Here is a 13587-nt window from a genome sequence, read left to right as displayed (position 1 = left end):
CGAGAAAGGCGAATCCTTGACAGCACAAGCAGATCTGCAGCAGATGTTGCAGATGGTCGTTTCCCAGCTCACCGGCCCCGGTGGCCGATTCGAAATCGTCGAAGAGGACGTGCGCGGCAACCGGATGCAGGTCATGCGCAACCGCGACCGCCGCATCGGCGACCTCGTCGCCGCGTCCCGGCAATGGGGCGACCGCGACTACCTCGTGACGACCGATCGCCGCCTCTCGTTCAGCGCGCACGCCGACGCCGTCGCCGCCCTGGCGACCGTCCTGCGCGACGAGCACGGCGTGAAGAAGGGCGACCGCGTCGCGCTTCTCGCGGCCAATTCTCCCGAATGGATCATCACCTTCTGGGCCGCTCAGTGCCTGGGTGCAATTGCAGTGGGCCTGAACTCCTGGTGGACGCCGCCCGAGATCGCGTACGGCGTGAACCTGGTGCGGCCCAAGGTGATCGTCGCCGACGCCAAACGCGCCGCGTTGCTGGCGAGAGCGGGGGTCTCCGGGTTCGATCTGCTCACCACCGAGCAGGACGTGCCCCGGATCGTGGCCGCGGCGTCCGGCGCCGAACTGCCGTCGGCGGACGTGGAGGAGGACGATCCCGCGGTCATCCTGTTCACGAGCGGTACCAGTGGGCGTCCCAAGGGGGCACTGCACTCCCACCGCAACGTGCTCGCCGTCGTCGACTATCACCGATACTCCGACGCGCTGGTTGCCGCGATGCAGCAGCGCCCCTATGACGACTCGGTGCCCAACGACAACCGGTATCTCCTGACCTCACCGTTGTTCCACATCGCGAGCCTGCACAACCTTGCGGTGCCGCGACTCGCAACGGGAAGCGCCGCTGTCATGACGGAAGGCCGGTTCGACGTCGACAAGGTCTTCACGCTCATCGAGCGCGAGAGGGTGACCAACTGGGGTGCGGTGCCGACGATGGCTTCGCGCATGCTCGAGCACGAGAACACCGACAAGTACGACCTCGGCTCGCTCACTGCGTTCGCGCTGGCTTCTGCTCCGTCCTCCCCCGAGTTCAAGCAACGCCTGCAGGCGAAGTTCCCCTTCGCGCGACAGGCTCTGGTGGACAGCTATGGGCTGACCGAGTGCAGCACCGCGATCGCCATGGCGACGGCCCCGGAAATCGAGGCCTTCCCCGGAACCCTCGGCTCCCCCATCATCACGGTGAGCATGGAGATCCGCGATCCGTTCGGCGAACGGGTGCCCGACGGCACCGAGGGTGAGATCTGCGTCCGCAGTCCCTACGTAATGCTCGGCTACTGGGAGGATCCGGCCGCAACGGACGCGGCCATCACCCCGGAGGGATGGTTGCGTACCGGCGACTACGGCGCGATCGAGAACGGACGTCTGCGGCTCACGGGCCGACGGTCCGATCTCATCCTGCGCGGCGGCGAGAACGTCTATCCCACGGAGATCGAACAGTGCCTCGACGAGCACCCCGGCGTCGTCGAGAGCGCCGTGATCGGCGTGGACCACGAGGATCTGGGACAGGAGATCGCCGCCGTCGTCGTGCTGCGACCCGGCAGCACGATCACCGAGGACGAGTTGCGAGCCTTCTGCGCCGAGCGACTGGCCTACTACAAGGTCCCTACTGTCTGGCGGATCACGCAGGATCTGCTCCCCCGCAACGCGACCGGCAAGATCGTCCGACGCTCGATCACCGTCTGACCGGCGAACCCGTCGATCACTCGCCGAGCCCGAACAGCGACGTGGCGTTGTCGCGGCACACCGCGCGGATCCACTCGCTGTCGGGCGCGACGCGCTCGAGCACCTCGAGCTGGTGCAGATAGTCGTACGGAATGTTCGGAAAATCCGTGCCGAGCAGGATCTTCCGACGCAGCGCGTCGAGACGCGGCAGCTGATCCCTCGGGAAGGGTGTGTCCTCCTCGACGAAATCGGTGAACGCCATCGTCGTGTCGAGATACACCCGCTCGTACTGTTCCGCGAGGTCGAGGAACTCGCGGTACTCGGGCATACCCATGTGCGCGACGATCACCGTCAGCTGCGGGTACCGGCGCATGAGTTCCTGCATCGGAGCCGGACCGGTGTACGTGCCGGGCGCCGGGCCCGACCCGCAGTGCACGACGATGGGCACGCCCGAGTCCTCGAGCAGGCCCCACACGTCGTCGAGGAGCGGATCGAGCGGCGAGTAATCGCCGACCTGGATGTGGGATTTGAACACGCGCGCGCCCGCCTCGATCGCCGACGCGACGTACTCCTTCGCCTCGGCCTCCGGGTAGAAGGTGGCGGTGTGGAGACAGTCGGGGGTCCGGGCCGCGAAGTCGGCCGCCCACGAGTTGAGCCACGCCGCCATCTCCGGCTTGTGCGGGTACAGCATGGCGGTGAACCGGCGTACCCCGAAGTCGCGGAGACGCGCGACGCGTTCCTCCTCGTCGTGCCGGTAGGTGATCGGCCAGGGCCGTCCGACGAGCGGGCCTGCGGAGTCGAAGTACGCCCAGACCTTGTCCATGACCTGGCGGGGCATGAAGTGCGTGTGGACGTCGATCAGGTGATCGAGACCGTGGGTGCTCCGAAAGCGTGCGACCGACTCGACTTCGTTCATGCCGCGACCCTATCCGGCGACCCTCAGCAGGGGTGACGTGAGTAGTTGATATTCGCTCCGGGAGATCGTTGTCACATACCCCCAGCAGGACAAAGGTTTGCCTTACCAATACTATGTGAAACTTGAATTACCGATCCGCGAGCGTCTTGGCGCATGTCAGCACGCCGTCCGACCCTTCCTCGGACGTCACCCCGTGAAACTGAATCTCAAGCGCCTGCTCCTCGCACCGGCCCTCGCCGGGGCGCTCGTCCTGACCGCCTGCGGTGACAGCGGTATCGACAGCGCCGACGCCGAGAACGGCGCGACCGTCACCATCGAGACCGTTCGCGGGAACGATGGTGCTCATCGTCGTCCTGCGCCGGATCGCGCTGAAGTCGTCGATCATCGTGCCGCTCGTCGGCATCATGCTCGGTGCCGTGGTCGGCTCGATCACCACTTTCCTCGCCGGCAACTTCGACCTGCTGCAGTCGATGTCGGCGTGGCGTTCGGGTGGCTTCAGCAGCGTGGTTCGCGGCTTCTACGAACCGCTGTGGGCGGTGCTCGCCGTCGCCGTCCTCGCCTATCTCCTCGCCGACCGGTTCACCATCGCCGGTCTCGGTAGAGACCTCGCCACCAACGTGGGGCTGAAGTACGAGCAGGTCGTCTTCCTCGGCGTCATGCTCGTCGCGATCGCCACCGGCGTCACTACCGTGGTGGTGGGCTTCATCCCGTTCCTCGGCCTGATCGTCCCGAATCTCGTGTCGATGATGCTCGGCGACGACATGCACAAGAACCTGCCCTGGGTCGCCGTCATCGGCGCCGGACTACTTCTCGCGTGCGATCTCGTCGGCCGCACGATCGTCGCCCCCATGGAGATTCCCGCGTCCGTCGTCCTCGGCGTCGTCGGCGCCGTCGTCTTCATCACTCTCGTTCTGAGGCAGCGTCGTCATGTCAGTGCTTGATTCCGTACGCGCCCGGGCCGTCCCGTCCGGCAAGGGTGAGCGCCGTCGCCTGTCGCCGGGAGTGCGCCTGGCCATCGTCGCCGCGATCGCTGCCGTAGCGGTCGCCTGCTATCTGTTCCTGTTCATCCGCGGCTCGTTCGACTTCACCTTCCCTCGCCGGCTCACCGTCCTGGGAGCCATGGTGGTCGCGGCGTTCGCGCACGGCATGGGGACCGTCGTGTTTCACACGGTCACCGACAACCGCATCCTCACGCCGTCCATCATCGGGTTCGATTCCCTGTACACGCTGATGCAGACGCTGACGGTCTTCTTCTTCGGAGCCACCGCGATCGCGACCTCCGAAGGCATCCCGAAGCTCGTCCTCCAGACCGGGCTCATGGTGGCACTGGCGACGCTGCTCTATCGCTGGTTGTTCTCCGGCCGTTTCGGCAGCCTGTTCCTGATGCTGCTCGTCGGCGTCGTACTCGGAATGGCGTTCGACAGTCTCTCGACGTTCATCCAGCGGGTGCTCTCCCCCACCGAGTACGACATGCTCTCGGTCGAGCTGATGGGTCGCCTGTCGTCCGTACCCGGCGACTATCTGCCCCTCGCGTTCGGCATCTGCATCGTCGTGGGGGTGATCCTGTGGCGCCGTCGCCACCGTCTCGATGCGCTGCTGCTCGGCCGCGACACCGCAACCAACATCGGTGTCGCCTACAAGCGCGAGTTGACGCTGATGCTCGTCCTCATCGCGCTGCTCGTGGCGTTCGCGACCGCATTGGCCGGGCCCATGACCTTCTTCGGCTTCCTCGTCGCCACCCTCGCCTACCAGATCGCCGGTTCGTACAAGCACCAGTACGTCATGCCCATGGCGTTCCTGCTCGGCGTGATCACCCTCGCCTTCGGCCAGTTCTTCATGCAGCACGTCTTCTACGCGGGCGGGTTCCTGACGGTGATCATCGAGTTCGTCGGCGGCATCCTGTTCCTGTTCATGCTCCTGAGAAAGGGAACGCTGTGATCGAGTTCCACGACGTCTCGATGTCGTACCAGGACAAGCGGGTCCTCGGACCCGTCTCCGGCACGATCCGCGAGGGCGGAATCACCTCCCTGATCGGACCGAACGGTGCCGGCAAGTCGACGCTCATGACGATCATCGGCCGACTGCTGCAACCCACCAGCGGCACCGTCACCGTGGGCGGACTCGACGTGCATTCCACGAAGACCCGGGAGCTGGCCAAGCATCTGTCGATCCTGCGGCAGGAGAACCACATCACCGCGCGCCTGACGGTCCGCGAACTGGTCGGCTTCGGTCGATTCCCGCACTGCCAGGGCAGACTCACCGCGGAAGACGTGCGGCACGTCGACGAGGCGGTGGAATTCCTCAACCTCACCGACCTCGCAGACCGCTTCCTCGACCAGCTCTCCGGCGGTCAGCGGCAGCGCACCTTCGTGGCGATGGTGCTGGCACAGGACACCAAGTACGTGCTGCTCGACGAGCCGCTCAACAACCTCGACATGAAGCACGCCGTGCTGATGATGCGTCAGCTGCGGCGGGCAGCGGACGAACTGGGCAAGACGATCGTGCTCGTCATCCACGACGTGAACATCGCCGCCGCGTACTCCGATCACATCATCGCGTTGCGCGACGGCCTGATCGTCACCAGCGGCACGTCCGACGAGATCATGCGGGACGAGATCCTCACCGACGTGTTCGATACCCCCGTGACCGTCCACGCGATCAACGGGCAACCCACCGCGGTCTACGCGCGCTGAGCGGAACTTCGCTCAGAACAAGGTCAATTCGGCGTCGTCGGCGCACTTCGGCGGCTTGTGCGCGACCACGGGCGTGCTCGGCACCTCGATCGGTCCGGGCTGCGCCGCGATCTCGCGGGCGGCCTGGCCGGCGAGCGTGTCGGCCATCTCGTTGAAGTGGTTGCCGACGTGGCCGCGCACCCAGCGGAACCGCACCGGACCGGTGCGGTCGGTGAGCTCGCGGTCGATGGCGCGCACGAGTTCGAGGTTCTTCACCGGCGCGCCGGTGGCCGTCTTCCAACCCTTGCGCTTCCATCCGGGCAGCCATTCGGAGGCGCACTTGATCGCGTACTGCGAATCGGATTCGATGATCATCGGCTCGGCGCCGGGATGCGCGCGCAGTGCCTCGAGCACCGCCCGGAGCTCGGCGATCTGATTCGTGCCCGAACGCTCACCGCCCGACGCGCTGGGCCCCTCGTGATTGACCCACGCCCACCCGATGGCGCCACCGGGATTGCGAAGGCAGGATCCGTCGGTGCTCACGATGATCATGCGCCCGACCATAGCCGCACCCTCCGACACCACGAAAGTCGGCTCGAGCGCACAGAGTCGCGAAAGTCGGCTCCAGCGCACAGAGTCGCGAAAGTCGGCTCCAGCGCACAGAGTACGGTAGGACGGTGACCGTGTCCGACGAGCGAGGCCGTCGCATCGCGAGCGTGGCGGACGAAGCACCCCTCGACACCCGCGTGCGCGTGCCGTGGCCGGTCGACGTGGTGCGCACCCTGCGCCCGCTGCAGCGCGGGCCGTGGGATCCGTGTCATCGCGTCGTCGCCGGCGCCGTCTGGCGTACCTCCCGGATGAACACCGGTGCCGTGACGTACCGACTCACCCAGGACGGTCCGCACGGCGCGCGGTGTCTGGCGTGGGGTCCGGGCGCATCCGAGTTGGTCGATCGGCTTCCGGCGCTGCTCGGCGCCGACGACGACCCATCCGGCTTCGTACCCGAGCATCCCCTGCTCGTCGAGGCGCACCGACGCATGCCTGCCCTGCGCATCACCCGCACGGGCCGGGTGCTCGAATCCCTGGTGCCGGCCATCCTGGAACAGCGGGTGCACGGGGTGGCGGCGTTCGCGTCCTGGCGTCGTCTCGTCACGTGGTTCGGCGATCCGGCGCCCGGTCCGGCCCCGGAGGGCATGCGCGTGCCGCCCTCCGCGGCGACCTGGCGGACCGTGCCGTCCTGGGAGTTCCATCGGGCGAACGTCGACCCCGGCCGCGCACGCACTGTGGTGCGGTGCGCGCAGGTCGCCGACTCCCTCGAGCGCCTCGTGCATGAACCGGCCGCCGACGCCCGACGGAAGTTGCGGGTCGTGCCGGGGGTGGGCGTGTGGACGGCCGCGGAGGTCGCCCAGCGCGCGTTCGGCGACACCGATGCGCTCTCCGTCGGCGACTACCACCTCGCGAAGGTCGTCGGATGGGCGCTGCTCGGTAAGCCCCTCGACGATCCCGGCATGATCGAATACCTCGAACCCCTGCGTCCGCAACGCTATCGGGCGGTTCGACTGATCGTGGAGTCCGGTGGGTACGCGCAGGTTCCGAAACGCGGCCCTCGCACCCCCATCACCGACCACCGTCGGCGGTGACGGGGTCTCGATCCACAGGGCCCGTAATCGTAGACTCGGTCACATGTCCGCCACCCACGACGCGGCCGGCCCCGATCGGCTCGGACACCTCCCGAGCTATCTGATGACCCTGGCGGCGCGACACGTGCATCGCGTCGTGTTCGACCGCCTCGATTCCGCCGATGCCCGAGGTCACCACTACCGGATCCTGGCCGCCCTCGAGGTACACGGTCCGTCCAGTCAGATCGACCTCGCCCGTCGCTGCGGACTCGATCGCAGCGACGTCGCCGCCGCCGTCGACGCACTCGTCGACCGGCGTTTCGTCGAACGAGCACCCGACCCGACCGATCGGCGACGCAACATCATCACCCTCCCCCAGCGCGGGCGCCGGCGACTGTTCGATCTCGACCGGATGCTCACCGCGGCGCAGGACGAGGCGTTCGCTCCCCTCGACGCGGCCGAACGCGCACAGCTCACCGCCATGCTGACCAGAATTGTCGAGTATCACACCAGGCCTGCGCCGATTTCCGCGCAGCAGTCGTAGGCTTGTAGAGGTGCATCCGGCGGAGATCCCGCCGTGAGCACGATCTACGAAAGGACCATCGGCGTGCAGGCCAAACCTTGCCGAGAATCGCGAGTCGTCAAGACCAGCAGGGTGTTTCCCAACGACGTCAACGACCACAACACGTTGTTCGGCGGGAAGCTGATGAGCGACATCGACATGACCGCGTCGATCTCGGCGACCCGTCACAGTCGTGCCTCGGTTGTGACGGCGTCGACCGATTCCGTGGCCTTCCTCGAACCCGTCCGTCCGTCCGATTCGGTGTGCCTCGAGTCGTTCGTGACGTGGACCGGACGTAGCTCGATGGAGGTCTTCGTCAAGGTCACCGCCGAAGATCTGCGCAGCGGGGAGCGGCGCATCGCCGCCACCGCCTTCCTCACCTTCGTCGCCGTCGACGACGGCGGTCGAACCATGCAGGTCCCACCGGTGCTGCCCGAATCCGACGAGGAACGCAAGCTGAACGAGTCCGGTGACGAGCGGGCGGAGCACCGCCGCATGCACCGCGCGCAGAGTCAGGAGATGGCGAAGTATCTCACCACGAGCCGGCCGTGGTAGGTGCCTTCACCCGGTGAAGGTCCGTCAACGGCCCGTCGCGAAGGCCGGCGAGCAGCCTCGTGAGGTAGATCGGGCAGTGGGACACTGCGCGGACGACATTCGCAGCATCCTCGGATGGTACGGCGTCGAGTCGCCGGCTCGCGTTCCGGAGGATCGGTCGTTGGAGCCGTGCCCAGGCCCGCTCACCGAGCACCCGCGCCGCTGCCGCCAACGGAAACTGCGCAATGAACGACAAGCCGATACGGAACTCCCTCCATGAGAAACGTTTCCGACCGCGACTCGGACTGACAGCAGCCGGCGAACGTGCACGGCCATGGCGTTCGAGTTCGAACCCGACCTGTCCACGGAGGGAGTTCCCGACGATGTGGCAGGTGCCCCAGCCCGATGCGTCGAGTTCACGCTCGACACCGTCGGCGATTCCGCGGACCCGACCTCATGCACCCTGACACGTTCCCGACGACGAGAAAGGAGCATCGTGACCGAGTATCGGAATCACAACACGGCCTTCCACTCGGAGTTGCTCGCAGCGGTTCCGCACCGTGACAGCAGCGTCCTCGATATCGGCTGCGGCGACGGACTTCTCCTTCGGAAACTCGCCACGGCAGCTGCATCGGTCACCGGCATCGATTCGGATCACTCGGCTGTCGCCCGAGCGCGCGCACGCCTTGCCGACACCCCCGACGCGCACGTCGTCGAGGGAGATGTCCTCACCTCGTCGGAACTCGATGATCGGCGCTTCGACCTGATCACGTGCGTCGCCACCCTCCATCACATGCCGCTGATCATCGCGCTCGAACGCATGCGAGAACTTCTGGCCCCGGGAGGGAGCCTGCGCATCGTGGGGCTGTCTGCCAACAAGACCGTGATCGATCGGCTCGTCGCCGGGGCCCTTGTTCTTCCCGTTCGCGTAGCGAGCACCATCCACCGCGAATCCGGCTACCCCGGCATGACGACCGAACAACCCCGCGAGTCACTCGCCGATATCCGTCGCGCGGCCGCGATGGTGCTGCCCGGAAGCCGTATCCATCGACGCTTCTACTACCGCTACACGCTGGACTGGACCAAGCCCCTCTGAGGGAATCAGTGAAATCCCGGTGATCGGCGTCGAACTGTGGAAGTATCTCGACGACTCGACGCGAAGGGGGATCGCGTGTTCGACATCGAGCTTTCGGCAGGAACGATCGAGTACGAGGACACCGGTGGCGACGGACCGGTTCTCGTGTTCATCCACGGTCTACTGATGGACGGAACCGCGTGGCGAAACGTCGTGGAACAACTCCGCGGCACCTACCGCTGCATCGCGCCGACCTGGCCTCTCGGCTCGCACCGCATACCGATGCGCCCGGAGGCAGACCTCACCCTCGTCGGCATGGGCCATCTCATCGGGGAGTTCCTCGACGCTCTCGACCTGCGTGACGTCACGCTGATCCAGAACGATTGGGGCGGCGCCCAGGCCTTCTTCGCCGTGTCGAATCCCGAACGGGTCTCGCGACTCGTGCTCGCCGCGTGCGAGGCATTCGACAACTACCCTCCCGGCCCGGTGAAACGACTCCTGCCGCTGGTCAAGCTTCCGGGTGGGGTACGCCTGCTCATGGCGGTGCTCGGCACGAAGTTCGGCCGGCGTGGCCCCGGCACCTGGGGATGGATGAGCAAACGTCCGGTACCCGGACCCGTCATGGACGCCTGGTTCCGCCCGGCCACCGTCGACCGGAACATCCGGCGTGATCTGGCCAAGTACGCACTCTCGGCCCCGCCCAAGCAACAGCTGCTCGAGATCGCTGCGAAAGCGGCGCGATTCTCCGGGCCGGTGCTGGTCGTGTGGGCCACCGAGGACCGCATGATGCCGCGCGATCACGGGCGACGCCTCGCCGAGGCCTTCCCCGACGCGCGGCTGGTCGAAATCGACGACAGCTACACCCTGCTGGCCGAAGACCAGCCCGAGAAGCTCACGGCGGCGATCGAAGAGTTCTTGACCGCCACAGCCCGCTGAGACGTCCCGCATCCGGATACGACTCGGCGGTTACAGCGCCCGCGCGATGATCTGCTTCATGACCTCGTTCGCGCCGGCGTAGATCCGCTGGACGCGCGCGTCCTCGTACATCCGCGCGATGAGGTATTCGCGCATGTAGCCGTAGCCGCCGTGCAACTGCACGCACCGGTCGATGACCTCGCACTGCTTGTCGGTCAGCCAGTACTTGACCATCGCGGCATCGGACGGATCGAGTTGGCCCTTCAGGTGCTGCTCGATGCAGTGGTCGAGGAAGATGCGGCAGGTGCGGGCGATGGTTTGACACTCGGCGAGTTCGAAGGCCGTGTTCTGGAACTCGAACAGGCTGTGCCCGAACGCCTGTCGCGCCTTGGTGTAGCGGACGGTCTCCTCGACGGCCCGGTCCATCGCACCGGCGGCCTGCGCGCCGATGATCAGACGTTCCTGCACGAGCTGTGCCATGAGCTGACCGAAGCCGAGACCTTCGGATTCGCCGAGCAGGTTCGTCACGGGCACGCGCACGTCGACGAACGACAGCTCGGAGGTGTCGGCGGCGTGCTGGCCGACCTTGTCGAGCACACGGCCCACCGAGAAGCCCGGGGCGTCACGGAGATCCACGATGAGCAGCGACACACCCTTGGCGCCTGCCTTCGGGTCGGTTTTGACGGCGAGGACGATGACGTCGGCCGAAGAACCGTTGGTGATGAAGGTCTTCGAGCCGTTGACGACGTAGTGGTCGCCGTCGCGCACCGCGGTGGTCTTGATCGCTTTGAGGTCCGAACCCGCGCCGGGTTCGGTCATGCCGATGGCACCGAGGATCTCGCCGGTGGCCATGCCCGGCAGCCACGTCTTCTTCTGCTCCTCGTTGCCGTATTCGAGGATGTAGTGCGCGACGATGCCGCTGTGCACGGAGTTGCCGAACGCGAGATCGCCGGAGTAGCCCTGCGCGTCGAACACCGCGAGGTCGTGCGCGAAGGTACCGCCGCCACCCCCGTATTCCTCGGGGATCGAGCAGCACAGCAGACCGAGTTTGCCGGCCTCGAGCCACACCTCACGATCGATACGACGCTGCGAATCCCACTTCTCGGCCTTGCCCATGACCTCGCGATCGAAGAACTCGCGCGCGAGATCGTAGACGGCAGAGACCTCGTCGTCGTACCAGGAGGCGACGTGCTTCTTCGGCATCGGGTTCGGATTTCCTTTTCGCAGTGTTCGGTCGGAGTGGTCAGGATCCGCGCAGTTCGCGCTTGAGGAGCTTGCCGCTCTGGTTACGCGGCAGGACGTCGGCGAAGCGAACGGCCTTGGGCACCTTGAACGGTGCGAGGCGCTGCTTGACGTGGTCGATCAAGGTGGGCTCGTCGAGCTCGTGACCGTCCTTGAGGACGACCACCGCGGTCACCGCTTCGATCCATTTCTCGTCCGGAGTACCGATCACCGCGACCTCCGCGACGGCCGAATGCGTGTAGATCGCGTCCTCGACCTCACGTGAGGCGACGAGGATGCCGCCGGTGTTGATGACGTCCTTGATGCGATCGACGACGGTGATGAAGCCTTCGGCGTCGCGGGTGACGAGGTCGCCGGAGTGGAACCAGCCGTCGCGAAAGGCCTCCTCCGTCGCGGCGGGATTCTCCCAATAGCCCAGGCACAGTTGCGGTGAGCGGTACAGGATCTCACCGGGTTCACCGTCGGGGACGTCGTTGCCGTCGGCGTCGACGACGCGGGTTTCGACGAACAGCACGGCCCGGCCGCACGAGGCGGGACGCGCGTCGTGTTCCTCGGGGCGGAGGACGGTGGCGAGCGGACCGATCTCGGATTGGCCGAAACAGTTGTAGAAGCCGAGCTCCGGGTAGCGGCCGCGGAGTCGCTCGAGGACGGTGACGGGCATGATCGACGCTCCGTACTGCGCCTTGCGCAGCGAGGACAGGTCGCGCTCGTCGAGGTCGGGATGGTTGGTCAGCGGCACCCACACCGTCGGGGCGAGGAACAGGGATCCGATGCGCTCCTCCTCCACCAGCCGCAGGATCTCGGCGACGTCGGGTGCGGGCAGCAGCCGCACGGTCGCACCGACCGCGAAGTACGGGATGAGGAAGACGTGCATCGCCGCGGAGTGGTAGAGCGGCATGCACACGAGCGGGTCGTCGCCGGCCGACAGGTCGAGCGCCTCGATCGACGACATGTATTCGAAGGTGAGCGCCTGGTGGGTCATCATGGCGCCCTTGGGCTTCGACGTCGTGCCCGAGGTGTAGAGGAGCTGGACGAGGTCGGTGTCGGCCACGGCGACGTCGAGCGTCGGCACGTCGCCGGTCTGCGCGACCGTCACCAGGGAGTCGTCGGCGTCGCGGAGCGGGACGACGGTCTCGGCCGGCACGTCGGCCAGGACGGCGTCGAGATTGTCGCGCAACACGGGGTCGACGAGCACGGCTTTCGCGCCCGACTGACCGAGCAGGTACGACAGTTCCTCGCCGCGCAGTGCGTAGTTGATCGGCACGTGCACCAGGCCGGCGCGGGCAGCGGCGAGATATCCGATCGCGTAGCCGTCGGAGTTGGTGCCGTAGGCGGCCACGCGGTCGCCCTTGGACAGGCCCAACGAGAGCAGGTGCGCAGCGGCACGGGTGACGGCGTCGTCGAGTTCCCGGTAGGTGAACTGCCGGTCGCCGAAGCGGAGTGCGACGCGGGCGGGATAGCGCGCGGCGGTGCGGTGGAGGATGCCGTCGACGGTGCTCTGACGCGGGTCGGGGGTCATGCAGTGAACTTTATAGGACGTCCAACCAAATAGTCCAGACCTAGCGATCGCTCGGGATCAGCGGTCCTTCCAGACCGGTGCCCGCTTCTCGAGGAAGGCCGTCATCCCCTCCTGCGCGTCGTCGATCATCGCGTTCGACGCCATCGTCTCCGCCATTGCGGCATAGGCCGTCTCTTGCGGCAGATCGATCTGCCGGTAGAACGCCTCCTTGCCGATCCGCATCGTCTCGGGGGACGACGTGGCGATCTTCAGGGCGAGCTCGGTGGTCGCGGTCTCCAGCGTCTCCGGTTCGACGACGTAGTTCACCAGGCCCCAGTCGGCGGCGGTCTGCGCGTCGATGGTGTCGCCGGTCAGCAGCATCTGCAGCGCCCGCTTGCGGCCGATCGCGCGGCTGACCGCGACCATCGGCGTCGAGCAGAACAACCCGATCCGCACACCCGGGGTACCGAAGCGGGCGTCGCCGGCAGCGACGGCGAGATCGCACGCAGCGACGAGCTGGCATCCCGCCGCGAGCGCCGTGCCCTGCACCGATGCGATCACCGGTTGAGGGATCGACTGCACGGTCCGCATCATCTCGTTGCACGTCTCGAAGATCGCGCGTTCCTCGTCGAGCGTGCGTCCGATCATCTGCCGCAGGTCGTGCCCGGCCGAGAACACCGGGCCTTCCGCGCGGACCACGATCACCTTCGTGTCGGCCGCGAGCGCCGTCAGGCCGGCGATGACCTCGCGCATCGTCTCCACCGACAGCGGGTTGCGCTGCTCCGGGCGGTCGAGGGTGAGCACCCCGATACCGCTGGCCTCGTCGACAGCGATGAGCACGGGCGGGGGCAGGGTGTCGACGGCGTCGGGGCCGTCCGCAGAGCGATCCGTCAC

General features: G+C 66.7%; 15 protein-coding genes. 9 read left to right on the top strand and 6 right to left on the bottom strand.

Going from position 1 to position 13587, the window contains the following annotated elements; all coding sequences use genetic code 11:
• Positions 1-16: 16 nt before the first annotated feature.
• Positions 17-1681, top strand: a complete 1665-nt coding sequence (locus tag ACQR3U_RS19140) for a class I adenylate-forming enzyme family protein (protein WP_372477703.1) — start codon at positions 17-19, stop codon at positions 1679-1681.
• Between the two features lie 16 nt (positions 1682-1697).
• On the opposite strand, the gene ACQR3U_RS19135 is transcribed toward ACQR3U_RS19140, so the two are convergent.
• Positions 1698-2576, bottom strand: coding sequence for an amidohydrolase family protein (locus ACQR3U_RS19135; RefSeq protein ID WP_200358801.1), 879 nt, complete (start codon positions 2574-2576; stop codon positions 1698-1700).
• Positions 2577-2703: 127 nt separating this feature from the next.
• Positions 2704-2922: a hypothetical protein gene (locus tag ACQR3U_RS19130; RefSeq protein WP_230811186.1), complete on the bottom strand. Its 219-nt coding sequence runs from the start codon at positions 2920-2922 to the stop codon at positions 2704-2706.
• Here ACQR3U_RS19130 and ACQR3U_RS19125 point away from each other — a divergent pair.
• From ACQR3U_RS19125 to ACQR3U_RS19115, 3 genes are read left to right on the top strand one after another with little or no spacing between them, the layout of a single operon-like run.
• The gene (locus ACQR3U_RS19125) at positions 2912-3517 is read left to right on the top strand and encodes an iron chelate uptake ABC transporter family permease subunit (protein WP_308251509.1); all 606 of its coding nucleotides are present in this window, start codon (positions 2912-2914) and stop codon (positions 3515-3517) included. The genes ACQR3U_RS19130 and ACQR3U_RS19125 overlap by 11 nt on opposite strands.
• Complete coding sequence (locus tag ACQR3U_RS19120; protein WP_230811174.1) at positions 3504-4514, top strand: iron chelate uptake ABC transporter family permease subunit; 1011 nt, start codon at positions 3504-3506, stop codon at positions 4512-4514. Before ACQR3U_RS19125 ends, ACQR3U_RS19120 begins: the two co-directional genes overlap by 14 nt.
• Positions 4511-5269, top strand: a complete 759-nt coding sequence (locus ACQR3U_RS19115; protein ID WP_230811175.1) for an ABC transporter ATP-binding protein — start codon at positions 4511-4513, stop codon at positions 5267-5269. Before ACQR3U_RS19120 ends, ACQR3U_RS19115 begins: the two co-directional genes overlap by 4 nt.
• 12 nt (positions 5270-5281) lie before the next feature.
• Here ACQR3U_RS19115 and ACQR3U_RS19110 read toward each other — a convergent pair whose 3' ends face one another.
• Positions 5282-5800 carry a ribonuclease H family protein gene (locus ACQR3U_RS19110; RefSeq protein WP_033098456.1) on the bottom strand — a complete coding sequence of 173 codons (519 nt, stop codon included), beginning with the start codon at positions 5798-5800 and terminating at the stop codon, positions 5282-5284.
• Between the two features lie 125 nt (positions 5801-5925).
• On the opposite strand from ACQR3U_RS19110, the gene ACQR3U_RS19105 reads away from it, so the two are divergent.
• The 5 genes from ACQR3U_RS19105 to ACQR3U_RS19085 all read left to right on the top strand — a co-directional run bounded on the left by ACQR3U_RS19105 (position 5926) and on the right by ACQR3U_RS19085 (position 9974).
• Complete coding sequence (locus tag ACQR3U_RS19105; RefSeq protein WP_006551013.1) at positions 5926-6888, top strand: DNA-3-methyladenine glycosylase family protein; 963 nt, start codon at positions 5926-5928, stop codon at positions 6886-6888.
• Between the two features lie 43 nt (positions 6889-6931).
• On the top strand, positions 6932-7411 hold the full coding sequence (locus ACQR3U_RS19100) for a MarR family winged helix-turn-helix transcriptional regulator (RefSeq protein ID WP_019290768.1): 480 nt from the start codon (positions 6932-6934) through the stop codon (positions 7409-7411).
• A gap of 33 nt (positions 7412-7444) precedes the next feature.
• The gene (locus ACQR3U_RS19095) at positions 7445-7984 is read left to right on the top strand and encodes an acyl-CoA thioesterase (RefSeq protein WP_019290767.1); all 540 of its coding nucleotides are present in this window, start codon (positions 7445-7447) and stop codon (positions 7982-7984) included.
• Positions 7985-8459: 475 nt separating this feature from the next.
• Positions 8460-9059: a class I SAM-dependent methyltransferase gene (locus tag ACQR3U_RS19090; RefSeq protein ID WP_230811176.1), complete on the top strand. Its 600-nt coding sequence runs from the start codon at positions 8460-8462 to the stop codon at positions 9057-9059.
• Between the two features lie 75 nt (positions 9060-9134).
• Positions 9135-9974, top strand: coding sequence for an alpha/beta fold hydrolase (locus tag ACQR3U_RS19085; protein WP_230811177.1), 840 nt, complete (start codon positions 9135-9137; stop codon positions 9972-9974).
• 30 nt (positions 9975-10004) lie between these two features.
• On the opposite strand, the gene ACQR3U_RS19080 is transcribed toward ACQR3U_RS19085, so the two are convergent.
• Genes ACQR3U_RS19080 through ACQR3U_RS19070 form a run of 3 tightly spaced genes read right to left on the bottom strand, consistent with a single transcriptional unit; the run spans position 10005 to position 13587 of the window.
• Complete coding sequence (locus ACQR3U_RS19080; protein WP_006551018.1) at positions 10005-11156, bottom strand: acyl-CoA dehydrogenase family protein; 1152 nt, start codon at positions 11154-11156, stop codon at positions 10005-10007.
• 40 nt (positions 11157-11196) lie between these two features.
• Complete coding sequence (locus ACQR3U_RS19075; RefSeq protein ID WP_064851683.1) at positions 11197-12714, bottom strand: acyl-CoA synthetase; 1518 nt, start codon at positions 12712-12714, stop codon at positions 11197-11199.
• 57 nt (positions 12715-12771) lie between these two features.
• Positions 12772-13587, bottom strand: coding sequence for an enoyl-CoA hydratase (locus ACQR3U_RS19070; protein WP_006551020.1), 816 nt, complete (start codon positions 13585-13587; stop codon positions 12772-12774).

The sequence above is a fragment of the Rhodococcus sp. IEGM1339 genome (genome assembly GCF_050321925.1).
Classification (GTDB): domain Bacteria; phylum Actinomycetota; class Actinomycetes; order Mycobacteriales; family Mycobacteriaceae; genus Rhodococcus; species Rhodococcus pyridinivorans.
The sequence above is the reverse complement of the archived record's forward strand: the minus strand, read 5'-3'. Positions and strand labels throughout refer to the sequence as shown.

What these genes read in the sequence shown, in the direction of transcription:
- ACQR3U_RS19135 (WP_200358801.1), bottom strand. Translation starts at nt 2,576, where the DNA reads ATGAACGAAGTCGAGTCGGTCGCACGCTTTCGGAGCACCCACGGTCTC.
- ACQR3U_RS19125 (WP_308251509.1), top strand. Translation starts at nt 2,912, where the DNA reads ATGGTGCTCATCGTCGTCCTGCGCCGGATCGCGCTGAAGTCGTCGATC.
- ACQR3U_RS19130 (WP_230811186.1), bottom strand. Translation starts at nt 2,922, where the DNA reads ATGAGCACCATCGTTCCCGCGAACGGTCTCGATGGTGACGGTCGCGCC.
- ACQR3U_RS19120 (WP_230811174.1), top strand. Translation starts at nt 3,504, where the DNA reads ATGTCAGTGCTTGATTCCGTACGCGCCCGGGCCGTCCCGTCCGGCAAG.
- ACQR3U_RS19110 (WP_033098456.1), bottom strand. Translation starts at nt 5,800, where the DNA reads ATGATCATCGTGAGCACCGACGGATCCTGCCTTCGCAATCCCGGTGGC.
- ACQR3U_RS19100 (WP_019290768.1), top strand. Translation starts at nt 6,932, where the DNA reads ATGTCCGCCACCCACGACGCGGCCGGCCCCGATCGGCTCGGACACCTC.
- ACQR3U_RS19080 (WP_006551018.1), bottom strand. Translation starts at nt 11,156, where the DNA reads ATGCCGAAGAAGCACGTCGCCTCCTGGTACGACGACGAGGTCTCTGCC.
- ACQR3U_RS19075 (WP_064851683.1), bottom strand. Translation starts at nt 12,714, where the DNA reads ATGACCCCCGACCCGCGTCAGAGCACCGTCGACGGCATCCTCCACCGC.